General features: G+C 73.8%; 14 protein-coding genes. 11 read left to right on the top strand and 3 right to left on the bottom strand.

Annotated elements, in window-relative coordinates:
- Position 1: 1 nt before the first annotated feature.
- On the top strand, positions 2-331 hold the full coding sequence (locus tag ACWG52_RS00400) for a hypothetical protein (protein WP_389803084.1): 330 nt from the start codon (positions 2-4) through the stop codon (positions 329-331).
- A gap of 248 nt (positions 332-579) precedes the next feature.
- Positions 580-3,081 (top strand): WD40 repeat domain-containing protein, encoded by a 2,502-nt coding sequence (locus ACWG52_RS00395; RefSeq protein WP_389803087.1) that lies wholly within the window; start codon positions 580-582, stop codon positions 3,079-3,081.
- Positions 3,082-3,287: 206 nt separating this feature from the next.
- Here ACWG52_RS00395 and ACWG52_RS00390 read toward each other — a convergent pair whose 3' ends face one another.
- Positions 3,288-4,910, bottom strand: a complete 1,623-nt coding sequence (locus ACWG52_RS00390) for an alpha/beta hydrolase (RefSeq protein WP_390166064.1) — start codon at positions 4,908-4,910, stop codon at positions 3,288-3,290.
- Positions 4,911-5,393: 483 nt separating this feature from the next.
- On the opposite strand from ACWG52_RS00390, the gene ACWG52_RS00385 reads away from it, so the two are divergent.
- Positions 5,394-6,137, top strand: coding sequence for a DUF4232 domain-containing protein (locus ACWG52_RS00385; protein ID WP_453127414.1), 744 nt, complete (start codon positions 5,394-5,396; stop codon positions 6,135-6,137).
- Positions 6,138-6,647: 510 nt separating this feature from the next.
- Here the strand turns inward: ACWG52_RS00385 and ACWG52_RS00380 are convergent.
- Positions 6,648-7,109, bottom strand: coding sequence for a DUF4231 domain-containing protein (locus tag ACWG52_RS00380; protein ID WP_389803094.1), 462 nt, complete (start codon positions 7,107-7,109; stop codon positions 6,648-6,650).
- A gap of 444 nt (positions 7,110-7,553) precedes the next feature.
- Between ACWG52_RS00380 and ACWG52_RS00375 the strand changes: the two genes are divergently transcribed.
- The gene (locus tag ACWG52_RS00375) at positions 7,554-7,742 is read left to right on the top strand and encodes a hypothetical protein (protein WP_389803097.1); all 189 of its coding nucleotides are present in this window, start codon (positions 7,554-7,556) and stop codon (positions 7,740-7,742) included.
- Positions 7,743-7,838: 96 nt separating this feature from the next.
- A complete protein-coding gene (locus ACWG52_RS00370; protein WP_389803100.1) occupies positions 7,839-8,255 on the top strand; it encodes a VOC family protein in 417 nt (138 codons plus the stop codon).
- Positions 8,256-8,443: 188 nt separating this feature from the next.
- Here ACWG52_RS00370 and ACWG52_RS00365 read toward each other — a convergent pair whose 3' ends face one another.
- Complete coding sequence (locus tag ACWG52_RS00365) at positions 8,444-9,298, bottom strand: class I SAM-dependent methyltransferase (RefSeq protein WP_389803103.1); 855 nt, start codon at positions 9,296-9,298, stop codon at positions 8,444-8,446.
- A 539-nt stretch (positions 9,299-9,837) separates the two neighbouring features.
- Here ACWG52_RS00365 and ACWG52_RS00360 point away from each other — a divergent pair.
- The 6 genes from ACWG52_RS00360 to ACWG52_RS00335 all read left to right on the top strand — a co-directional run bounded on the left by ACWG52_RS00360 (position 9,838) and on the right by ACWG52_RS00335 (position 23,133).
- Complete coding sequence (locus tag ACWG52_RS00360; protein ID WP_453127410.1) at positions 9,838-11,208, top strand: MFS transporter; 1,371 nt, start codon at positions 9,838-9,840, stop codon at positions 11,206-11,208.
- Positions 11,209-11,324: 116 nt separating this feature from the next.
- Positions 11,325-12,632, top strand: coding sequence for a condensation domain-containing protein (locus ACWG52_RS00355; RefSeq protein ID WP_390166072.1), 1,308 nt, complete (start codon positions 11,325-11,327; stop codon positions 12,630-12,632).
- A gap of 372 nt (positions 12,633-13,004) precedes the next feature.
- The gene (locus ACWG52_RS00350; RefSeq protein WP_389803112.1) at positions 13,005-16,187 is read left to right on the top strand and encodes a non-ribosomal peptide synthetase; all 3,183 of its coding nucleotides are present in this window, start codon (positions 13,005-13,007) and stop codon (positions 16,185-16,187) included.
- Entirely contained in the window at positions 16,187-18,154 is a 1,968-nt protein-coding gene (locus ACWG52_RS00345; protein WP_390139150.1) for a non-ribosomal peptide synthetase, read from the top strand. Before ACWG52_RS00350 ends, ACWG52_RS00345 begins: the two co-directional genes overlap by 1 nt.
- 1 nt (position 18,155) lies before the next feature.
- Complete coding sequence (locus tag ACWG52_RS00340) at positions 18,156-20,039, top strand: amino acid adenylation domain-containing protein (RefSeq protein WP_453127408.1); 1,884 nt, start codon at positions 18,156-18,158, stop codon at positions 20,037-20,039.
- Positions 20,029-23,133 carry a condensation domain-containing protein gene (locus tag ACWG52_RS00335; RefSeq protein WP_453127406.1) on the top strand — a complete coding sequence of 1,035 codons (3,105 nt, stop codon included), beginning with the start codon at positions 20,029-20,031 and terminating at the stop codon, positions 23,131-23,133. Before ACWG52_RS00340 ends, ACWG52_RS00335 begins: the two co-directional genes overlap by 11 nt.
- Positions 23,134-23,327 lie beyond the last annotated feature (194 nt).

Raw genomic sequence — 23,327 nt, 5'->3', positions numbered from 1 at the left:
GATGTCCGTGTCGAAGAGGAACGACAGGACCGACGCGCAGTCGCAGATTCTGGCTGAGGCAGCCGCGCTGCTCATCGAAGCGCAGGACAAGGCCATGGAGATGATCCGCGAGTCGGGGTTGGAGCTGAGCCGCGCTGAGTGGAACTCGCTCGAATTCAAGTGTTCCGGAGAGCTGCCACCTCCGCCGACCCCGCACCGGTGCCGCTGCCGACGCTACAAGGGCTCGGGTGGCGACGACCCCTGCCGGACGGAGTTCCCCGACCACGGCGGTGTGGGCGGCGACCAGTGGGTGAGATGCGGGCATTTCAAGGAGACCCACGGCGTGCTCTGAGCCGTTCGTCCACCGGAACACCGCCGCAGACGGCTCCGAACGGCTTGGCCGCCTCTTCTTCGCGGCCGCCTTCTCGGCTTCGGCATCTCGTGCACCGTCGCCCCACCCCGCCCGCCGGGGTTGCGCCGCGGCGCTGGAGGCCTCCGCCACCGAGCGGCTGTCTGTAGCATCCGTGACCAGGTTGGTGACCCGTCCACCCGCAGTGGGGAGGGACCGGGCCATGAACGGGCTGCGAGGAGTGTGCGGGGATGGCGAACGGCACCAGGGCCGTCGGGACGGCGCCGGATTCCGACGATGAAGCCGCGCTGTTGCGGCCGTTGGCGTTCGCCGAAGGCGAGGGCCTGCCATTCGCCCTGTGGGTGGTCCTGGCACGTGCCCTGTCGGGTCACCCGTGGACGGCTCAGGACGTGAGCGTGTTCCGGGACCGGGCGGGCGAACTCCTGGTCGAGACACAGACACCGGAGGGCGTGGCCTACCGGCTGCGTGCCCGGGGTGCTCGGTCGGGCGAGCGGCAGACGCAACGGGCGATCACGAGCGCGTTGCTGGCCGAGGTGCCCCTCGACGGGGACAGTGGGCACCGCGACTGGCCGGCTGCCGCACCGTACATCGTCGACCATCTCGCCGCCCACGCCGCCGCGGCCGGTGCCCTGGACGAGATACTCGAGGACGCTGCCTACCTGGTGCACGCGGACCCGCGGGGACTGCTCCGCGCGCTCAACATCCCGGGCTCGTCCCGGGGCTCGGTGCGGCGGAGTATCTACCGGGCATCTGTCCACGTCCATGCCACCGCGAGCCTGCCCGAAAGGCGGGACATCCTCGCCGTCGACGCCGCGCGCCACGGCGAGACCGCCCTCGCCCGGGAGCTGTCTCGCGGCCGCCCGTGGCGGCCGCGTTGGGCGACCGGCACGATGGTTCATCCGGCGCTGCGCTTCACCAAGACAGGGCTGGGCGTGGACGCCGTCGCGTGCACCGTCATCGACGGGCGTCCCCATGCGGTGACCGGCTGCTACGACGCGAACGTCCGTGTGTGGGACCTGGTCGACGGAACCGAACGCCTTGTCATCACCGAGGACGACGGGGTCTACGCACTGGACTGCGTCGAGATCGACGGGCGCCCCCATGTCGTCACAGGAACCTGCTCCGGCAGCCTACGAGTGTGGGACCTGGACACCGGGGCCGAGCGGTTCGCCCTCGGAGGCCACAAGGGCTGGATACGCGCGGTGGGCTGCACGGTGATCGACGGCCGACCGCACGCCGTCACGGCGGGAGAGGACTGCCTGGTCCGGCTGTGGGACCTGGTCGACGGGTCGGAACGTGCGCGGATGCCCGGTCACACCGAGGAAGTACGAGCGGTGGCGTTCAGCGAGGTCGCAGGTCGACCCGTGGCCGTGACCGGGGGCTATGACAACACGGTGAGGCTGTGGGACCTGGAGGACGGCGTCGAGCGGGCCGTGCTCACCGGTCACACGTCGGCCGTCCACTCGGTGGCTTGCACGGTGATCGACGGCATCCCCCACGCCGTCACCGGGAGCGGCGGGGAGCACGCGGCACGGGTCTGGTGCCTGACCGACGGCTCGCAGCGCGCTGTGCTGGACGGGCACCCCTCCTGGATAGCCGCCGTGAGTTGCTTCGACCTCGAAGGACGCCCCCACGTGTTGACGGCCGGTGGTGACTGCACGGTGCACGTGTGGGATCTGACCGAGCACACGGAGCGCGCCGTCCTGACCGGGCACCACGGCTATGTGGACGCGCTGGCCACCACGGAGATCGAAGGGCGCCCGTACGCGGTGAGCGGTGGCCATTCCGCGCCCCCGCGCGTATGGGACCTGGGTGACGCCGAGTTGCCCGCGGGACGCAAGGGACACACCGGGACCGTGCAGGCCGTGGACGCCGTGGAGATCGACGGCCGTCCGCACGTCGTCACCGGAGGCGACACCACCATACGGGTCTGGGACCTGGCCGATGGGACGGAACGAGGCACCCTGCCCCACGGGCACCGTGTGCAGGCGCTGGCGTGCACAACGGTCCACGACAGCCCCTACGCTGCCGTCGGAGGCTGCTGCGGCGTCGCCCGGGTCTGGGACCTCGCCGCAGGGACCGGGCTTCGGGACTTTCCCGGACCCGACCGCCGAGTGGAGACCGTGGCGTGGGCGGATGTCAACGGTCGTCCCTGCGTGGTCACCTCGGACGAGGACCGGACCATCCGCGTGTGGGATCCGGACGAGGACGCGGAGCGTCCGCTCCAGAGTGACCGCACCCGGTCGGCGGTGCGGGCCATGGAGCCCGTCACGGTCGACGGCCGCCCCCACCTCCTCACGGGCAGCGATGACGCCGCACTGCGACTGTGGCGGCTCACGGAGAAGGGCCGACGTGTCACCGCCACCGTTCACACGGGGCACCACTGGATACGGGCACTCGCCGGCACCGTCCTGGAGGGTCGCCCCCACGCGCTGACCGTGGGCGGGAACGACGCCACGGTACAAGTCTGGGATCTGACGGACGGCACCCTACGGTCCACCCTCGCGGGACACCCGTCAGGAGTTCTCGCGGTGGCCTGCACCACGTGGGACGACCGTACGGACGCCATCACCTTGGACGGCAGCGGTACGGTCCACGTCTGGGATCTCGCGCCGGCCCGGCCCCGGGAGACGGTCGCGCTGCCGACGCGGGCCCAGTGCATGACCGCCGTCGGCCAAGGGCTCGTCATCGGCATGGGCGATGACGTGGTCGTACTTGACCGCAATCGCTGAGGCAGGAACCGGGCGGACGGTGACGCATCCCGAGGCCGCGAGCCGCGCGGTGAGGAGCAGAGGCAGGGACCAGGCCCGCTACGCCCCTCGGACGGATGGTGCGACGGGCAGCCTGTCCTCCCGGGGCGTCAGGACCGGCCCCGGGCCTGTGGTGACGCCCGGAGCCCGGTCGTCCGGCGGCCGCTCCCTCCGCCCGTTCGTGGCTGTCAGTGTGGAGCGGGGATCGCGTCCTGTGTTTCGTCGGTCCCGATGATCGGGGTGCGGTGGCCGAGGGGTTGTGGGGGTGTCTCGTCCGTGCAGACAGTGCCTCGTGGGGGCAGGGCGAGCGTGCTGAGGTAGGCGTCGACGAGGGTGCTGACGCAGGTGCTGCGGTTGTAGGCGGTGTGTCCTTCGGCGTCGAAGGTCAGCAGGCGTCCGCTGTCGAGTGTTCCGGCGAGGGTCACGGCGTCCTGGTAGGGGGTGTCGGGGTCTCCGGTCGTGCCGAGGACCAGGATCGGGGCCGAACCGGTAGCCCGGTAGGAGCCCTCGAAGCGGCTGGGGCGTTGCGCCGGCCATTGTGTGCAGGCGGGTGCGTGGTTGTGGTCATAGGTCGGTGGCCCCCACCCGATGGGCGGCCCGAGCAGGGGTGCGGATGCCGTCTCGACGGTCAAGAGCGCGCCCAGCAGCAGACGGTTGTCGGGGTAGCGGCGGTCGGCGCATTCCACGGCGGTGTTGACGGTGAGGAAGTCGAACGACGCGGGGGAGGGCGGTGACAGAAGGAACGAGGCCTGCCGTGCCTGGGCCGAGCGCAGGGCCTGTCCCAGGTACGGCCAGATCTCCTTGCCCGCGTTGATGTTGAACATCAGCCGGTAGGCCAGGGTGTAGCCGGTGGCCGGACGTCCGCTCGCGGTGATCACCGGGTTCGCGTCCAGGTCGCGTTTCAACGCCTCGAACGCCTGCCGTGGCCGGCCCTCACCGAACCCGCAGGCCGCCACCTCGCGCCCGCACCAGTCCAGGAACCGGCCGACGGCCGCGTCCAGGACGGTGAACTGCGCGGCGTCGTACGCGTACGGCACGTCCGCGTAGCGGTGCGGATCGTAGGCCCCGTCCAGGACCATGGCACGCACCCGCCGCGGGAACTGCGCGGCGTAGACCGTACCGACGTAGCTGCCGAAGGAACGGCCGTAGAAGGTGAGCGTCTCCTCGCCCAACGCCTGTCTCAGCAGGTCGAGGTCCTTGGCGTTCGACCCGGTACCGACGAACGGAACAAGGTCCCCGGAGCGTTCCTGGCAGGCGGCGGCGAAGTCGGCGGCCTGGCGCACCGCCTCCCTCAGGGCCCCTGACCCCGGCCCCGGCGCGCCGCGCGCTCCGTCGACCGCGGCCGCGTACTCCTGGTCGTCCCAGCACTCCACCTGCCCGCTGCGCGCCACGCCGCGCATGTCGTACCCGACGACGTCGAACGCGTCGCGCAGGGAGGCGGGCAGCGCCTCGTAGCTGTTGCGGGCGAAGTCGACCCCGGAGTTCCCGGGCCCGCCCGGGTGCAGCACCAGGACGCCGGTCCGGTGCGCGGGGTCGGCCGCCGGTCGGCGGGTGACCGCGAGCGCGAGGGTGGGCCCGGAGGGCCGGCGGTGGTCCAAGGGCACTCGGGCCGTCGCGCATTCGAAGCCGTCCTTCGCCCCGTCGCACGGCCCCCAGGACAGGACCGGGACGGACGTGGTCCCGACCTCCGCGGCGCTTGCCGTTCCGGAGGCGCCGGGCGCGCCCCCTCCGAGAAGTGCGGTGATCGCGATCAGGATCAGGGAGGTCCCCCATGCCACGCGCCTGCGGGGGTGGTGGGCCGAACGGGTCATGCGGCGCTCCTCCGTCACGGATGTTCGGGCGGCGACAACGTAACGGCCGCCCACCGCCCCTGTCGGCCCGCCGGAAGTTGATTCCCGGCTACCGCCAGGGTTGTACGTCCCGGCCCGACCTGCAGTCCGACCGTCGCTCCCGAGACCGTCGTCCGCACACGCGACGCACCACGCCCGCAGGCCTGTTCCGTCTCCGGGGTCCGGGCGATGGAGGGGGAGCGGTGGGATCCCGGGGCGGTCACCTCGCTGTAGGGCGGCCCTATCCCAGCGGACCAGCAGGGCCACGACCTGCGCCGAGGCGGCCGGGGACGCGGGCCCCCTGCCGCGGTCGGTCCGGGAATGGGTCCTGCGGTCGGTTCGGTGGGCCGTCGGTCGTCCGGGGCGCGGGGTGTAGGTGTCGTTCCCGGCTCACCGGACCGCGTAGATCATATTGTTGCCGTTCGGGCGACTTTCGTCCGAAGGTACGAGACGGAGAGTTCCACCATGCGCATCCACCGGAGCCGTGCTGCGGCCCTTGCCACCGCCGTCGGGTTCGCCCTGGCACTGACCGGCTGCGGGAGCGGCGGCAGCGGCGGCACGGACGGGAAGCTCAAGGCGTCGCCGACGGCGGGCACGGGCATGCCGTCGGCTTCCGGCACCCCGGCCGCTTCCGGCACGGCGACGGTGTCGGCGACTCCGACGGCGGCCGGCCCGAGTGGCACCGGCGATCCGGCGGGCGCCGCCGGCCCGACGCCGACGGACCCCGACGGCAAGGGGAAGGCGACGGGCGGCACCGACCCGACCACCGAGGACGCCTACGCCTACACCCACCCCTGTTCCGCCAGGAACCTCACCGTCAAGGTCACCTCGCCGCAGGGTTTCCCGGCGACCGTCCGGGTCGTCACGGTGACCAACAACGGTTCCACCACGTGCGGCCTCGACTTCCACCCCGCCATCGGCTTCAGCGCCAAGGGCTCCGCCCTCGGCATCCAGGCCACGCCGCCCGAGGGTCTGGGCGGGGCGCCGGCGCACCCGGTGCGGCCCGGGGCGACCACCTACGCGGCGGTGGACCTCAACCCCTCGGGAGGCGGCGGTCCCGTGGCCGACGAGATCAACATCCTGGCCGACCCGAGCCACATGCCGAACGCCGACGGCGTCAGCCTGCCACTCGCCACCACGGGTACCGTCGCCAAGCCGAGGGTCGGGCTGTACCACTTCACCGCGCGCGAGTCACTCGACACCCTCTGACCGGACTGACCTGCGCGGCTGCCCCCGCAGGTCAGTCCGGCGTTGCCGCGGCCAAGGAGTTCGTCCTCGTCGGTCGGCGGGTCGGCGGGTCGGTGGTTGTCCGGCCGGTGCGGTGGGGTGGCCCGGCGATTCGTCCGAAGGCGGTGCGCCGTTCGACCAGGGCCGGGGCGTGGCGGACGGCGGTGAGGGCGAGGAGCCGCTCCCGATCCGGCCTCGGCCGAGAGCGGCGGCGTCCGTGACCCGGCCGTCGCCCGTCACCGCAGCCGCCCGCCCACCGCGTCGCCGCTGCCGACGACCGGCTGCTCGCGTCCTGGCCTCCCGGCTCCGTACCGGCCGACGGCGGTAGCGCCTTCCCGGACGACGAGACACCCGGATGGTCCGCGGCAGCCGCCGGCTGACCCCGCTCCGGCCGACGCCGCGGTACCGGGCGAGACGTGCCGGCCATGCGCACGGGAGTGGCCGGTGACCCGTGGGCCGAGCCTGCCGGACGGATTCCGGAAGGCGTTGTCGCTATGGGCCGGTTCCTGGGGTGGCAGGGCGGGGAAGACGCTGGGTCCATTCGCCGGTTTCCTCCACCGCGATCTTTTCGATGCGCGCAGCAAGAACGCGTGGGGCGGAGGCCGGGTCGCTGTACTCATCCAAAGCTTGCTTGTAGCGGATGACTTCGGATTCGATCTGCACGTACACCCGGGCGAAGCTGATCCAGTCTCCCTGGGGGTCGAAGACATGGCGCATCCCTGTAAGCAGGGAGGTGAGGGACCCCAGAAGCGCAACAACCCAGTTGTCAGCCTTGACCGCGACGGCGAAGGGCACTCCCGCGGCTAGAACCAGGATCGCCAGATCCAGCAACTTCGCCCTCCAGCGGGCGCTGCGCATGTTCTGGTGGTACCACGTTGCGCGCGTGGTGACGCTTGACGGAACGTCGGGCCACTCGACCTTGGGAAGGTCCTCCCACCAGGTTTGTGAGCCCACCGGTATTGCCTCTCGCGCAGCACGTCGGGGCCGAAGCGCTCAGCCCGAGATTCAGCTTGAAATCACACCAGAGTGAAACCGTGGCGCCTGCTCAACACTCGGACGTATTCACTCTCGTGGCGCAACTCATCCATAGGGTGAAGGGCCACACCGCTGTATGCGAACGACCGGTGGGCGCGCTCGCTGGACACCACCCACCACGGCCGACCCCACGTCTCCCCGCGCCACCTGGACCAGGTACCCGCCCGCCCCGCCCCGCCCCGCCCCGCCCCGCGCTGACGGTGCGGCTGGCCTGCCCGCACGCCGACTCGACCAGAATCACGACACCGGGACGTGGAATCTCGCGGCCGCGGCCGGACCCGCCCTCCGACGGCTGCACGACGGCCGACCCGCCACGCTTGGCGAACCCGCACCGATGCCGCACGCACGAGAGAGGACGCCCTGATGGACGGATACGAAAAGAACGTTCCGGTGGCTGAACCGGCCGAGCGTCAGGCGGTACCCGTACGGGCGAAGGGCGCGGTCGATGTCACCCTCCATGGAGGCCCTCGTGCGGTGCAGCGGGTGTGGGCGGCGCTCGACGGCAACTTCATGGTCGAGGACATGGGCGCCGTATCGGGCGACCAGAAGTGAGAGGTCGCACTCCGCGTCCGCTCCTGAGGGATCGAGCGCGGCCCTCCGGCCACGCACGCCCCGTGTATGGGCACCGGCAGCGGGCACACGGGGTGCATGACCGTACCCAAGACAGCCGTTCTCGTCCTGGACAGCGCCGAGCCGGAGTCGCTGGCGCAGTTCTACGCCGAACTGCTTGGTGCCTCGGCAGGACCGGCACCGGGCGACGCGGAGCTCCTCCTCATCACCGGCGGCACCGGAGTAGTCCTCGGAGTGCGCCGGGACCCCGACCACGTACCGCCGAGCTGGCCTCTCCCGGAGGGCTCCCAACAAGCCCACGTGCGCATTCTCGTGGAGCAGCGGAGCCTCGACGAGGCCGAGCGAGAGGCCGTAGCCCTCGGAGCGCGCCCGGTGGCGGCGGAGGACGACGGAAGCCTGCCGGGCAGCCGGACCACCCTGCGGCGTTACGCCGACCCGGCCGGCCACGCGTTCACCCTGGCCGTCGTCGACGAGGACCCCACCGCCGTGGGCTAGCGCCGCCGGGCGGCTCGCGCCAGGGAACGCATCGCTCACGCCGCTCATAGCTTCGGGCTTCGACGCCGATGACCGGGGGCGGGCTCGACGGCGGCTACGGCGGCCCGCCCACGGCTCAGGGCAAGGGGAGCCGGATGGGCGTGGGCGGCAGCCGAGGGCGGTGTGCTGGGGTCCGGCCGGGGGCCATGTCAGCGCGCGGTGACTGAATACGCGGCGAGCGCGCGGTTGCCGCGCGGCTCGGCAACGGCCCGGAGGACGTCGGCCTGACTCAGGACGAGCTGTCGCACCGGTTCGGGCAGCGCGGCCAGATGCTCATCGCTTCCCACCAGTTCGAGGCAAGCTGCGATTTCCCAGTCGCCGTCCTGCAGTTCTTCGGTGTCGACCGGATCGCTGCCGTCGGCCGTCCAGCCGGCCTCGGGCAGGAGCCGCAGCAGGCTCTCACGGGAGAAGGGTGTGCGGACGTTGCCCTCGCCGTGCGATCCCGCGGCCTCGACCTGTCCTTGGACCAGCACGGCGAGCAGGTGCGCCAACTGGTCGTCGGAGGTAGGCGTCAGGTCCCATTCGGTGAAGCACAGTCGCCGCGCCCACGGCCGCACCCGGGCCAGCGTGTCTCGCAGTTGTCCCAGCGACGCGAAGTACCAGGAGCAATGTGCCAGCACCACATGGTCGAAGGTGCCTTCGGGGAAGTCGACCGACGGGTCGAGGACGTCGGTGCCGAAGCGGAAGTCGATGCGTGGCCCGAGAGGGCCCGCCGTGAGCCGGGCTGCCGATTCTCCGAGCGTGACCGGCGCCCCGTAGGAGGGTGAGGCCACGTCAACGGCCACCACGCGCCCTTCGGGACCGACCGCCTCTGCGAGGACGGCGGTCATGTCGCCCTGGCCGCAGCCCAGTTCGAGGACGGTGGAGCCGGGTGCGATGCGCCAGCCCGCCACGAGCGAGGCGCGGTGGCGAGTCTGGGACAGCTGGACGTCCGGGCTGTGAGTGGCGGCGGCCATGCCGGCTGCGAGCGAGGGGGCCTTGGCGAGGAGATCGGAGTGATTCACAGAGTCCTTGGTGATTTCGACGGGTCGGTTCGGGCCGAGGGTATGAGACGCACGGGCAGCGGCGCCTCCGACTTCTCCTGGGCATCACCGGTACGACGGCGGTCCACCCTGTGGGTCGGGCGACCTCCGTGCGCGCCGGACCACGGCCGGCGCCGATCGGGCGGGGCGGGACGGCCTGAGGTGATACGTGGCCCCGTCCGGGGTTCCCGACGCGGGGCGTGGTGTGGCTGAGCGGTGCCGGCCGTCCGCATAGCGGACGGAATGGATGGCTCCGCGGGGGCGCGGTCGGGGGTGGGTCTTTTCGGTCAGGATGGAATCCGTTACTCAGGGTAAGTGGCGCCGCTCGACGGCTCCTTGCGCCCCCGGTCCCCCTTGCCCCGTCCGCCTCGCGCCGCATACGCAACCGACAGGAATTAAGGCGGCCGTACCCCGGATGGCGCGAAAGATTTTCCGATCTGTGACCGTAGCGCAGCAAAACAAGTCCGAAAGTGACAGGTTTACTTTGACTGTTGAGCGATGGGTCCGTGAATGTCGTTCACATGTCCGACACATCCCGAGCCACCCCCGGTGGCCCTCTGCGCCTGCGCGACTTCCGACTGCTAATCGCGGGAGCCGCCACCGGACAGCTCGGTGCACAAGTGACCCTGGTGGCGTTGCCGCTGGTGGCCGTCCTCGAACTCGACGCTCCCGCCTTTCAGGTGGGCCTCCTGACCGCCGCGGAGACCGCCGCCTTCCTGCTCGTGGGCCTGCCCGCCGGAGCGCTCACCGACCGGATGCGCAAGCGTCCCCTGATGATCCGCGCGGACCTGCTACGCGCCGTGGCGATGGCCAGCATCCCCGCTGCCGCCCTCGTCGGCGCCCTGACCATGGCCCAGCTCTACGTGGTCGCGCTCGTGACCGGCGTGGCCACCGTGTTCTTCGACGTCGCGCACCAGAGCTACCTCCCGCAGATCCTGCCCCGTGACCAGCTCGTGGCCGGCAACGGCGCCCTGGAGACGGTCCGTTCCACCGCCCACGTGACCGGTCCCGGTATCGGCGGCGGACTCGTCCAACTCGTCGGGGCGCAGTTCGCGGTCATCGTCGACGCCGTCGGCTACCTGCTCTCCGCCCTCTTCCTCCAGCGCGTCCGGCGGACCGAGGAAGCACCCGAGCCCGCGGCTGCGGGAGCCTCCCTGCGCAAGGAGATCGGCGAGGGCGTCCGCTTCGTCTTCGGCCATCCGCTGCTCCGCGTCATCGCCCTGACGACCGGCCTCGCCAACTTCTGCACGGCCGTCCTCATGGCGACCCAGACCGTGCACCTCGTCCGTGTCGTCGGACTGCAGGCCGGCGGGCTCGGGCTGGTGCTGTCCGCGTCGGCCGTGGGAGGTCTCCTGGGCGCCGTGTGCGCCGGACGCCTCGCGGCCGGCCTGGGGCAGGCCCGGGTCATGCTCCTGTCCGTCCTCGTGACCGGCCCGTTCGCGCTGCTGTGGCCCCTGTCCGGGCACGGGCTGCTCGGAGCCGTCCTGTTCGCCGCCGGATCGGCGGTCGTCTCCTTCGGTGCGGTCGTGTACAACGTCGCCCAGGTCAGCTTCCGCCAGGGCATGTGCCCGCCGCGGCTGCTCGGCCGGATGAACGCCACCCTGCGCTTCCTCATGTGGGGCACCCTGCCGCTGGGCGCCCTCCTCGGCGGAGCCCTCGCCCAGTCCTACGGATCGCGCACGGCCCTCGCCTGGTGCGCCGTCGGCATCCTCGCCGTACCCCTGCCGCTGCTGCTCTCCCCGCTGCGCCGCATGCGGGACCTGCCCGGACCGCACGAGGACGCGGACGCCGGCGCCGAACCCGGGGCACCGCGCTTCACGGCCACCGCCACCGCCACCGCCACCGCCGCCGTCGACGGTGACGAACGGCCCACCCCCGCTCCCACCCGCTGACCGCCCCACCCCGGCCGCCGCCAGGCCCCCGCCCGCCGCCACCGACCACTCACCGCCCCGTCCGCAGGGGCCGCGCCACCCGCCCGCGCGACTGCGGCGACGACGAAGAGGACCACGTGCCCAGCATCACGAGTCAGTACCTCGCCCGCTACCGGCGCCTCACCGGCGACCGGTCCGACACCGTACTGCCGGTCACCGGAGCGCAGCGCCGCTTCCTGCTGGTGCGTTCGCTGGACCCCTCCGGCCGCCCCGACCTGGTGCCGATGTTCTTCGCGTTCCCGTACGGAACCGTCGACCCCGAACGCCTGCGGGCAGCGGCGTCCAGGCTCGCCGCACGGCACACGGCCCTGCGCTCACGGCCCGGCGTCGTCCGCGGGACCCCCGTCCTGCGCGTCGCCGACCCGGACGTCGACCTGGCGCGCCCGGCCCTCCTGCCGGGGGAGTCGGCCGCCGACGCGCTGCGCCGCGCGCTGGACTCCTGGGACGGCCAGGGTTCCCCCTTGAGGCTCTTCCTCGTACGCGACGAGGAACACGAGGAGGAGATCCTCGCCGTCGCCCTGGACCACGCCGTCTGCGACGGCCGTTCCCTGGCGCGGATCGTCGACGAACTCGGCGCCGCCTACAGCGAGGAGGCGATCGGTGCCCCCGTCGCACCGGGGGAGACGGACGCCGAACTCACGGCCTACCGCGACGTGGTCCTGAGCCAACTCGCCGCCGAGGAAAAGGCGGAGACGCCCGAGGCGGCCGCCTACTGGGCCGGCCGGCTGCGCGCGCTGCGGGCCCACGCCCCGGCGCCCGGTCCGGCCCGTGTCCCCGAGGGCGCGCGGCCCAGCGGCGCCGCGCAGGCCCGGCTGCCCGCGCACGACAGCGGCGTGTCCTTCCCCGCACTGCTCGACGCCTGCCGCTCCGCGGCCCGCGAACTGTACGGCCCCGGCCGCACCGTCCCGCTGGGCTACCCGTGGGGCGGCCGTCCGCCGGGCGCGGAGCCGGTCGTCGGCTGCTTCCTCAACACGCTCGTCTTCCCGGCCGACACCGGGCAGGCGGACGGACCCGGCAGCGGCACCGACCAGGAGGCGCTGGCCGACGCCTGGTGGGACGACCTCGACCGGGCCGACGTACCGTTCGACGCCGTCGTGGCCGCGGCTCGGGCCGCCGGCTCCGCCTGGACCGGAGGGCTCGACGGACTGCTCACCGTGGACGACGACAGCCGTCGTCCGCCCCTCGTACTGGCCGGTGTCGAGGGCCGGGAGGTCCATGTCGACGGCAGACCCGTCCGCGGCCCCTTCGCCGTCTCCGTCACCCAGGGGGCGGAGATCCGACTGCGGATGGTGTGGGACCGGGCGGTGCTCGACGACGAGCGCGCGCACCGCGCGTTCGACGCGCTCACCCACGCGCTGCGCCCCTCGGAGCGCACCGTGCAGTGACCGTGCCGCGCCGCCGCCCCGAGTCATTGCCGACCCGCGCACGCCGCGCCGCGGCGACCCGGCCACCGGCGGTACGGCCCGCACCACGCACACATCCCGGGAGACCGCCGACCGCACGCCCGCGTGCCCTGCAGGCACCCGATCCCGCCGCGGCGCCCCGGCGCGTCACGGACCCGTGACCGCCGCGCACCGGAGCCCACGCCCTCCCGGCCACCCGGCCTCCCGCGCCACCGCGTACCCCACGACTTCCCCCCATGGCATCCCCCCCCACGCAGAAAGCGGCACCGCGCGACCCGCGACGCCGTCCGCACGACCGCCGGACACGACCGTGACCCGGCACCGGAAACCGACCCACAACCTCAGGGATCGCCCATGCTTCCCCTCTCCTCCTCGCAGGAGATCGTCTGGCTGCACGAGCAGATGCAGCCCGGCAGTCGCGCCTACAACTTCACCGCCTCACTGGACCTGTGGGGCACGCTCGACACCGACGCGCTGCGCCTGGGTCTCGAAGCCACCCTCGCCCGCCACCCCGGCCTGCGGCTCGAACTCGTCGCCTCCGCCGGTTCCGTACCGGCGCAGCGGGTCGCCCGAGCGTGCGCGCCGAGGCTGCGCACGACCGACCTCAGCTCGGAGGCGGACCCCGAGGCGGCCTTCGCGCGCCTCCTGCGCACCGAGGCCGAGACACCGCTCGACACGTTCGAGGCACCGCTGATCCGCTGGACGCTCGTGCGCCTGGCCGAGCGCCACCACCGGCTCATCCACGTCGAGCACCACCTCATCCACGACGGGCACTCCTTCGCGATCCTGCTCGACGACGTCTTCCGCGTCTACCGCGCCCACGTCCTCGGCGAGACCCTCCAGCTCCCGCCCGCCTCCTCGTACGCGGACCACGTCCAGGAGCGCGCCGAGGCCGCGTACGCCCCCGAATCCCTCGACTTCTGGCGGGCCGAACTGCGCGATCAGCAGCACGACCTGCCGCTGCCCGGCCTGACCCGCCCCGGAGCCCGCCGCAAGCACCACGGCGGACAGCTGCGCCAGACGATCGGCGCCGATCTCGCCGAACGCCTGCGCGGGCACGCCCGTTCACGCGGTCTCACCCCCTTCTCCACGCTCCTGGGACTGTTCGCCGAGCTCCTGCGCCGGCACAGCGGCCGCTCCCGGATGGTCATCGGCACCGCCGTCGGCAACCGCCCCCTCGGCTACGAGGACGCCGTGGGCATGTTCGTCAACACCATCCCGCTGCCGCTCGTCCTGGACGGCGCGGCACCCGCCCAGGACACCATGGACGAGGTCACCGACACCCTCATCCGGGCGCTCCCGCACCAGGACGTACCGGTCCAGGAGCTGACCCGGGCACTGGGCATGCACACCTCCGGCGCCGACAACCCCCTCTTCTCCGTCATGTTCAGCGCCCACGACGCGCCGCTGCCCGAGATCGACGTACCCGGCCTCGACATCACCCTCTTCGAGGGCTTCAACACCGGCACCACCCGCTTCGACCTCGACGTGGTCCTGCTCCCGGACGACCGGCGCGGCGTCACCACGCGCCACGGCTCGCCCGGTATGACCCTGGTCTGGGACTACGACACGGACCTGTTCGGCGAGGACGTCGCCCGCCTGCTGTCCGGTCGCTTCCTGGACCTGCTCCGCGCCTACCTCGACAGCCCCGAGACCCCGCTGGCCGACCTGGACCCCACCGCCGTGGAGCCGGCCGCCGAGCCCGTGCCCGTCCCCGCCGACCGCGATCCGCTGGACCCCGTCGCCGGGCGGCACCCGTCGCAGCCGGCGCTGCTGTGCGGCGCCCGCCGGCTCACCTACGGCGAACTGGACGAGCGCGTCGGCTCCCTCGCCGAGCGGCTGCGCACCGCCGGCGTCACGCCCGGCCGTCCGGTGGCCGTCGTACTGCCCCGGGGCACCGACTCCCTCGTCGCCCTGCTCGCCTGCCTGCGGACCGGCGCCGTCTACTGCCCGCTCTCGCCGTCCGATCCGCCGGCCCGGCTCGGCCTGCTGCTGGAGCGGCTCGCCCCGGCGCTGGTCCTCACCGGTGACGGCACCCCGGCCCTGCCGGAAGGACTGCCGACCGCCCGGATCGACGCCCCGGTCCTGCCCCCGGCCCACGGCACCACCGAACTCCCCGGTACCGCGTACGTCATCCACACCTCCGGCTCCACCGGCACGCCCAAGCCGGTCGCCGTCGGCCACGCGGCGCTGGTGCACCACCTGACGGCGACCGCCGACCGCTTCGGCCTCACCACCTCGGACCGGGTGCTGATGTTCGCCCAGCCGTCCTTCGACGTCGCGCTCGAAGAGGTGCTGCCGGCCCTGTACGCCGGTGCGTGCCTGGTCCTGCCCGAGTACGAGGTGCCCACGGGCGCGGAGCTCGCCGAAGCGCTGGTGTCCGCCCGGGTCACCGTCGCCAACCTGCCCACCAGCTACTTCCTCGCCACCCGCGAGGACCTGCGCCCCGTACTGCGGGACGAGAGCTGGGCGCCCCGGCTCGTGGTCCTCGGCGGAGAGCGCCTCCCCGTCGAGGCACTGCGCGGCGTCCTCGCCGACACCGACGCCACCGTGCTCAACGTGTACGGCGTCACGGAGGCGGCCATCAGCTCGACCGTCCACGAGGTGTCCCGCGACGCCCTCGCCGAGGGCGCCGAGATCCCCCTGGGCACCGAGCTCCCGGGCGAGCGGATCCACGTCCTCGACGCCCACCACCGCCCGCTGCCGTCCGGCGCGGTCGGCGAACTCGCCGTCGCCGGCCCCGGTCTCGCCGAGGGCTACGCGGGCAACACGGAGGCGACGGCCGCCCGGTTCGTCACCCTCGACGCAGCCGGCGGACAGCGCGTCTACCTCACCGGTGACCTCGGATACCGCGGCCTCGACGGCCTGCTCTACTTCCTCGGGCGCCGCGACAACCAGATCAAGCTGCGCGGCCACCGCATCGAGCTGGAGGAGATCGAGGCGGCCGCGTCCGCGGTACTGGGGGGCCGCTCCTGCGCCGTCGTACTGGACCGGGAGAGCTCCGGCGGGCCCCGGCTCGTCGGCTTCCTCGAAGCCGGGGCCGACGACGCGGACTTCGACGAGAAGGCGCTGCACGCCGAGCTGAGCGGCCGCCTGCCCGGTCCCCTCGTGCCCGCCCGCTGGGCACGGCTGGACGTCATGCCGACCCTCGCCGGCGGCAAGCCCGACCGTACGGCCCTGTCCCGGCGTGCGGCGGCGCTCGACGCCGACACAGCCGCCGGGCCCGGCAACGGCACCGAAGGTGCCCCCGGTGCCCGGACCGACGCCGACCCCGAGCCCGCGGCCACCACCGGGTCCGACGACCCCATGACGGAGCTGCTCACCGAAGGCTGGCGCACGGTCCTCGGCCACAGCCGTTTCGACGCCCGCTCCCACTTCTTCCACAGCGGGGGCCACTCCCTGCTGGCCGCCGAGCTGGCCGCCTGGCTCGAGCCCCGGCTGGGCACCCGCCCGCCACTGCGGATCCTCTTCCGCAACCCCGTGCTCGCCGACCAGGCCGATGCCCTCGCCACCACCACCCCCTCCACGGAGTCGTGATGATCCAGTCCCCGGCCACGCCCGCCGCCCCCGCCCTGCCCCTCGACACCGCCCTCGCCACCGGCCCCGACTCCGCCCCCGCCGGCTCCGCGCCGAGCGTCGCCCACGGCCCCGGCGCCGAACCGACCCGGGTCCTCGCCCGCTTCGAGGGCTGGGCCCGGAACACCCCGCAGGCCCCGGCCGTGATCGACGGCCCGCGGATCTGGACCTACCAGGACCTCGACGCGGCGGCCGCACTGGTCGCCGCCGATCTGGCCGACCGGGTCCGGCCCGGCGACCTCGTCGGCGTCTGCCTCGACCGGTCCACCGCCCTGGTCGTGACCGCCGTCGCGCTCGCCCGGCTCGGCGCCGTCTACCTGCCCCTCGGCCCCCGGCCCGGCGAACGCCGCATCCAGGCCGTCACCGAGGACCTCGACGTCGCCTGCCTCATCGGCGACCCGGATCTCCTGCCCGAGGAGCACCGCGGCGGGCAGCACCTCCCGCTTCCGCTGCCCACCGAAGGAGTCAACGCCCCCGCCGTCGCCGTGGCGGCCGTCGCGGACTCCGTCCACGGCACCCGGCGCGCCCCCGAAGGCGCCCTGTACGCCGTCCTCACCTCCGGTTCCACCGGCCGCCCCAAGGCGGTCGCCGTGGCCGAGTCCTCGCTCTCCGTCGCCCTCGACTGGTACCGCTCCGAGACCGGCCTCGCCCCCGGCGACCGCCAGTCCCTGCTCATCGGCGTCGCGTTCGACCCGCACCTGCTGGAACTGTGGGCGGCCCTCACCTCCGGCGCCGCCCTCGTCCCGGCACCCGACGACACCCGCTGGGACAGCCGCGTCCTCACCGACTGGTGGCGCGACACCGCCCTCACGCACGCCGTGGCGGCCACCCCCACCGTCGAGCCGCTCCTGGACCGCCCGTGGCCGCAGGACCTGAAGCTGCGCCATCTCGTCGTCGGCGGCGACCGCATGCGCCGCCGCCCCGGCGCCGATGTCACCGCTACCGTCCACAACGCCTACGGCCCCGCGGAAGCCACCGTCGTCACCACCACCCACACCATGCGCGGCACCGACCCGGAGGCCGGGGACCCGACCCCGCCGCCCATCGGCACCGCGCTCCCGGGCGTCACCCTCGTCGTCACGGACGAAGAGGGCCGCCCCGTCGCCCGCGGGCAGGAGGGCGAACTGCGCGTCGGAGGCCACTGCCTGGCACTGGGGTACCTCGACCCCGAGCTCACCGCACGCCGGTTCACCGCGCCCGCGCCGGACGCGGAGCTGCCCGCCGTCGAGCGGCTCTACCGCACCGGCGACCGGGTACGGATGAACACCGACGGCAGCCTGGACTTCCTCGGCCGCCTCGACGACCAGGTGAAGATCAGCGGAGTCCGGATCGAACCGGCCGAGGTGGAGGCCGCCTTCGAGCAGGATCCCCGGGTACGCGCCGCTGTCGTCACCGTCCTGCGCGACAGCTCCGGCCACGGCCGCCTCGTCGCCCACGTACGGCCCACCGACGGCGCCGACCCGGCGCCCGGGGACCTCCTCGACGCGGTCCGGTCCTGGCTCCCCGAGCAGGCCGTTCCCGCCGCCGTCCGGATCGTCGAGGGCTTCCCGCTCGACGCCAACGGCAAGGTGGACCGCCCCGCCCTGGCGGCTCAGGCCCAGGCGCCGCAATCGCCCCTGGCCGCCGCTTCGGGCGATCCCGTCGAGGCCGCTGCCGGCACCGGCACGGACGCGGTCGCTGCCGTCACCGCCGCCGAACGGCTCGTGCTGACGACCGTGCGCGACCTCCTCGGCCGGCCCGACACCGGCCTCGGCGACCACTTCACCGACGCCGGCGGCACCTCCGTGGTCGCCGCACGGCTGCTGGCGACCGTCGAACGCGAGACGGGAGTGCGCCTGCGCGCGCCCGAGCTGCTGCGCAGCACGGACCTGCGCGCCTTCGCCGCCCTCCTCGACCAGCGCCTGACCGCGCGCCCGGAAGGAGCCTGACATGACCACCGTCACCCCGCTGCCCGCCGACCCGGCGCACGGCACCCCCGTACCGCCGCCGGACGCGGCCACCGCCGCGCCCGTCCGGCCGACGGCGCCGGCCACCGCCCTGCCCGCACTCGTCGCGCGGCACGCCGAACGCACCCCCGACGCCCTCGCCGTCGTCGACGGCGACACCACCCTCACCTACGGCCGTCTGCTCGGGGCCGGCCGCGCCCTCGCGGCGTACCTGCGCGAGCACGGGGTCGAGCGCGGCGACCGGGTGGCGCTCCTGACGGCGCGGTCCTCCCGCACCATCGTCGCGCAGCTCGGCCTGTGGCTGGCCGGTGCCGTATGCGTGCCGCTCGATCCCGCCCAACCCCGCCCGCGCACCGAGGCGATGATCGCCGACGCGGAGGTGACGCTCACCGTCGGCGACGCGAAGCTGCTGGACGCGGCCACCCTGCCCGGCCCCGTCCTCGCCCTGCCCGAGGCTCCGCTGACGACCGGTCGGCCGCTCGACGCGTCCGACCCCGACAGCCCGGCCTTCATCATGTTCACCTCCGGCTCCACCGGTCGCCCCAAGGGCGTCCTCGTGCCGCACGGGGCCATCGCCGAGCTGGTCACCGCACCGGACTACGTCACCGTCTCCGGCCGCGACCGCGTCCTGTTCCACTCCCCGATGACCTTCGACGCCTCGACGTTCGAAGTCTGGGTCGCGCTCGCCAACGGCGCGGCCGTCGTCGTATGCACCGAGCAGCGGCCCTCCCTGGAGGACCTGGCCCAGCACGTGGAGCGGCACGGCGTGACCGTGGCGTTCTTCACCACGGCCCTCTTCCACCAGCTCGCCGCCCGCCGCTCCCGCGTCTTCGCCCAGCTCCGTTCGGTCGTCGTGGGCGGCGAGGCGATGGCCGCCGCACAGGCCCGCGAGGTGCTCACCGCCTTTCCCTGGCTGGAACTCGTCAACGGCTACGGGCCCACCGAGACGACCACCTTCGCGACCGCCCACCGGGTCACCGCACGGGACTGCGAGGGGCCCGTCCCGATCGGCCGACCCATGGCCGGGGCCACGGCGCACGTCCTGGACCCCGATGGTCACCCGGTGGACGACGGCGACCGGGGCGAACTGTGGATCGGCGGCAGCCGGCTCGCCCACGGATACACGGGCCTGCCCGAACTCACCGCCGAGCGGTTCGTCGAGCGGGCCGCCACGGGGCGGCTCTACCGTACGGGCGACATCGTCTCCCTCCGGACCGACGGCATCCTCCAGTTCCACGGCCGCAACGACGACCAGGTCAAGGTGCGCGGCTTCCGCATCGAACCGGCCGAGGTCGAACACGCCCTCCGCGAGCAGCCGGACGTGGACGACGCCGCCGTCACCGTCGACGGCGCCGGCACCCCCGAGGCGCGCCTCGTCGCGTTCGTCGTCGCCGCGCCCGGCCCCGTCCCGCACGGCACGGCGCTGCGCGAGCGGCTCACCGCCGTCCTGCCGGGCCATCTCGTCCCCGACACGGTCACCGTGCTGGAGCGGCTGCCCCTCACCCCGGCCGGCAAGGTCGACCGGCGTGCCCTCTCCGGACGCGCGCACGCCACCGAGAGCCGGCCCGCCGACGTGCCGGCGGCCCGGATGACACCACTGGAACAGGCCGTCGCCGAGGTGTGGAGCCAGGCACTGGGCATCGAGGTCACCCGAGCCGACGACGAGTTCCTCCTCATCGGCGGCCACTCCCTCCTCGCCCTCGCCGTCACCGACGACCTCCGCGAGGAGCTCGGAGTGGAACTCTCCCTCGCCGACTTCTTCGCCGCCCCGACCGTCGCCGCGCAGGCCGCACTGGTCGAACGCGTCCTGCTGGCCGCGCACGAAGACCTCCACCCCGAGACCCCGGAGCACAGCGATGTCCACTGACACCGACTCCGCGGCCCGCAACCGCAAGGACCAGCTCCAGCAGGAGCTGCTGCGCAGGGCCCGCGCCGGGAAAAGCCGGCGGACGACGGACGGGCCCACCGCCGCCGCGGACGCCGTCGACGACGGTCGCGCACCGCAGGACACCGCCGAATCCGGAACCACCGCCCGGCCGGCCGCGGGCGTCGTCCCCCTGTCCCGCGCCCAGCGGCGCATGTGGCTGATGGAACGGCTCGGCGGAGCCGGCGACTCGTACCACGTACCGTTCGCCACCCGGGTGCGCGGCCCGTTCGACGTGGCCGCCCTCGCCACCGCCCTCACCCGGCTGGTGGCCCGGCACGCCATCCTGCGCACCCGCTACACGGAGCGCGCCGGCGAGCCCCACCAGGAGGTCCTCCCGACGCCACGGACGATCCCCGTACACGTCGTCGACACCGACCCGGCGAACGCCCCGGGGCTGCTGCGGCGCGAGACGGCCCGGCCGTTCGACCTCGCCGCGGGCGACGCCGTACGGGCGCTGGTCCTACGCCACGGCCCGCAGGACCACACCCTGCTGCTGACGTTCCACCACATCGCCGTGGACGGGGCCTCACTGGAGACCGTGGCCGACGAACTCGCCGTCCTCTACGCGGAAGCCACCGACGGGAACGGCCGCACCGCCCTGCCCGTACCGCCGCAGTACGCCGACCACGCGCGCCGCGAGCACGAGGACCTGCCCGGCTTCGCGGCGGAACTGGACCGCTGGAGCGACCTGCTGGCCGACGCCGTCCCGCCGCGCCTGCCCCGGCCCGCGGCGGCGCCGCAGGCATCCGTACGTCCCGGAGCCGCGCGCAGCGTGCCGCTGGAGCCCGCCGTGCCCGACGCCCTGCGGGCGCTGGGCGCACAGCGGCGGGCCACCCTCTTCGCGGTGTCGCTCACCGCGGCCTTCGCCGCACTGCACCGCCTCACCGGCGACGACGACCTCGTCATCGGCGTGGCGGGCACCCACCGCAGCGGAACCGCCATGCGTGGCCTGGTCGGCCTGTGCGTCAACACCCTGCCCGTACGGGTCGACGCCTCCGGCGACCCGACCTTCGCCCAGCTGCTGCGGCGCGTGAGCGACGCGCTCCTCGAAGCCCAGCGCCATCGGCACATCCCCTTCGACCTGGTCCTCGAACGCCTCGGCGCCGGAGCCCGCGGCGCGGACGGCACCGCGCTGGTCCGCGTCACCTCCGACGTCCTCGGCGAGCCGACCGTCCTGCGGCTGCCCGGTACGTCGGCCGAGTACGTCGACGTACCCTCCGACGGCGCGAAGTTCACCCTGTCCTACGGCCTGGCACCCGGCGACGGGGCCGTACGGCCCCGGGCACTGGTCCAGTACGACCCGAACGCGCTGGACGACACCGTGGCGGAGGCGGCCCTGCGGGACTACGCGGCCCTGCTCCACGCGGTCGCGGCCGACCCGGAACGCGCCCTGAGCACGCTCCCTCTTCCCGACCCGGACGACAGCGCCTCCGGTGCACGGGCCGGCGCGGACGGCGCCGCTGCGGAGGGTGAGGGTGCCGTACCGGAAGACCAGCGGCAAGGCACCGAAGCGGAAGGCGCCGGGGACGGAGCGGTTCCGGCAGACGCCCGGCAGGACACGCCGGAAGGCGACCGCCACCCCGCCGCGCAAGCCCTGCGTGCCCACCCGGGCGTCGCCGACGCCACCGTGGTCCAGCCCGATCAGGGACCGCCCCTGGCCTACGCCGTCCTCCACGACAGCGTCGGCACCTCCGGCCACGAACTGCTGGGTCTCCTGCGCCGCTCGCTCGCACCCGAGGCCGTGCCCGCCACGGTCACGCTCCTCGACGCGCTGCCCCGCACGACCGCCGGCCCGCTCGATCACACCCGGCTCCCCGGACTGCCCGAGGCGTCCGCGCCGGGCACCCCCTGCGGCCCCACGGCCGAAGCCGTCACGGAGGGCTTCACCGAGGTCCTCGGCCTCGCGCCGTCGCCGGACGACGACTTCTTCGCCCTCGGCGGCCATTCACTGAAGGCCGTTCAGCTCGCCGAGCGGCTGCGTACGGACCTCGGACTGCCGCTCACCGGTCTCGACGTGCTCCAGGCCCGCACACCGCGGGCCCTGACCGCACTCCTCGACGAACGGGCGGCGCAGCAGAGCGCCGCGAAGACCGCGAGCAGGCCGGCTCCGCGCTCCCGCGCCGTCCGCCCGGGAACGGTGCTGGTCACCGGCGCGACCGGTGGCGTGGGCGCGTTCGTCGTACGCGAACTCGTCGCGCAGGGGCGCCCCGTGCTCGCGCTGGCCCGGCCCGAGTCCGCCCATCTGATCGCCACCGAGGGCGTCGACGTCATCGAGGGCGACCTCTCCGACCTGGCCGGACTGCGGGACGCCGTGGCGCAGGCGGACGCGGTCGTCCACGCCGCCTGCACCTTCACCCGGCACGACATCGACAGGGCGGCGATGGAGACGATGGTCGACGCCTGGCGGCGCGGCCCCTTCGTCTTCGTCAGCAGCGTCGACGCCTACGGTCATCCCGCCACGGACCGGGTCGCCGAGGAGGCACCGTCCCACGAGCCCGTGAGCCCGTACGGGAGGACGAAGCTCGACTGCGAGGCCATGCTGCTGCGTGCCGCGGGCACCGAGGGGCGCGGTGGCGCGAGCGCCGTACGCTCACCGATCGTCTGGGGCGCGCACGACCGGCTGCGCGAACAGCTGCGCTGGGGTGCCATCGGCACGCTCTACCAGGCCGCCCGCCAGGGCCACCCGATCGACCTGCCGCGTCCCGGCACGGACGGCCACGACTGGTACGGAGCCGCCTGGGTGCACGCGGCCGCCCTGGCCCGTGCGGTGGTCGCATGCCTGGACCGGCCCGTGCACGGGGTCGCCAACGCGTGCAGCGGCCACGTGTCCTGGCAGGATCTGGCGCAGGACCTCACGGAACTGCTCGGCACCGGGGCGCAGTCCCGCGCCACCGAAGCGGTGGCCCAGGACCTCGATCACCGCTGGCACTACGACAGCGCACGCCTGGCCCGTCCGCTCCGCCCCCGCCCGGGGGAGGAGCGGCGGACCGTGCTGGCGGAGATGATCGGCGCCATGGCCCCCGAGCACGCCTGACCCGCCGGCTGCGTCCGGAGCACCTGCACGGTGCTCCGGGCGCAGCCGCGCAAGGGCGACTGCTTCGGCCCGTACACGCCCCACTGCACCGGCCCCTGGGAGTGACCCCTGGCCGAGGACCGGATCCGGGGTGCCTGGTTCGAACTCGCCTCCCGCCGGTCCCGATCCGCCCCCTGCACGGCAGGACCGCGGAA

It is taken from the genome of Streptomyces sp. CLCI03 (assembly GCF_053615355.1).
The sequence above is the reverse complement of the archived record's forward strand: the minus strand, read 5'-3'. Positions and strand labels throughout refer to the sequence as shown.

Bases quoted from the DNA above. Each gene is read 5' to 3' on its own strand.
- ACWG52_RS00335 (WP_453127406.1), top strand. From the start codon at position 20,029: ATGTCCACTGACACCGACTCCGCGGCCCGCAACCGCAAGGACCAGCTC.
- ACWG52_RS00375 (WP_389803097.1), top strand. From the start codon at position 7,554: ATGGACGGATACGAAAAGAACGTTCCGGTGGCTGAACCGGCCGAGCGT.
- ACWG52_RS00395 (WP_389803087.1), top strand. From the start codon at position 580: ATGGCGAACGGCACCAGGGCCGTCGGGACGGCGCCGGATTCCGACGAT.
- ACWG52_RS00370 (WP_389803100.1), top strand. From the start codon at position 7,839: ATGACCGTACCCAAGACAGCCGTTCTCGTCCTGGACAGCGCCGAGCCG.
- ACWG52_RS00400 (WP_389803084.1), top strand. From the start codon at position 2: ATGTCCGTGTCGAAGAGGAACGACAGGACCGACGCGCAGTCGCAGATT.
- ACWG52_RS00360 (WP_453127410.1), top strand. From the start codon at position 9,838: ATGTCCGACACATCCCGAGCCACCCCCGGTGGCCCTCTGCGCCTGCGC.
- ACWG52_RS00350 (WP_389803112.1), top strand. From the start codon at position 13,005: ATGCTTCCCCTCTCCTCCTCGCAGGAGATCGTCTGGCTGCACGAGCAG.
- ACWG52_RS00390 (WP_390166064.1), bottom strand. From the start codon at position 4,910: ATGACCCGTTCGGCCCACCACCCCCGCAGGCGCGTGGCATGGGGGACC.
- ACWG52_RS00345 (WP_390139150.1), top strand. From the start codon at position 16,187: ATGATCCAGTCCCCGGCCACGCCCGCCGCCCCCGCCCTGCCCCTCGAC.
- ACWG52_RS00385 (WP_453127414.1), top strand. From the start codon at position 5,394: ATGCGCATCCACCGGAGCCGTGCTGCGGCCCTTGCCACCGCCGTCGGG.
- ACWG52_RS00340 (WP_453127408.1), top strand. From the start codon at position 18,156: ATGACCACCGTCACCCCGCTGCCCGCCGACCCGGCGCACGGCACCCCC.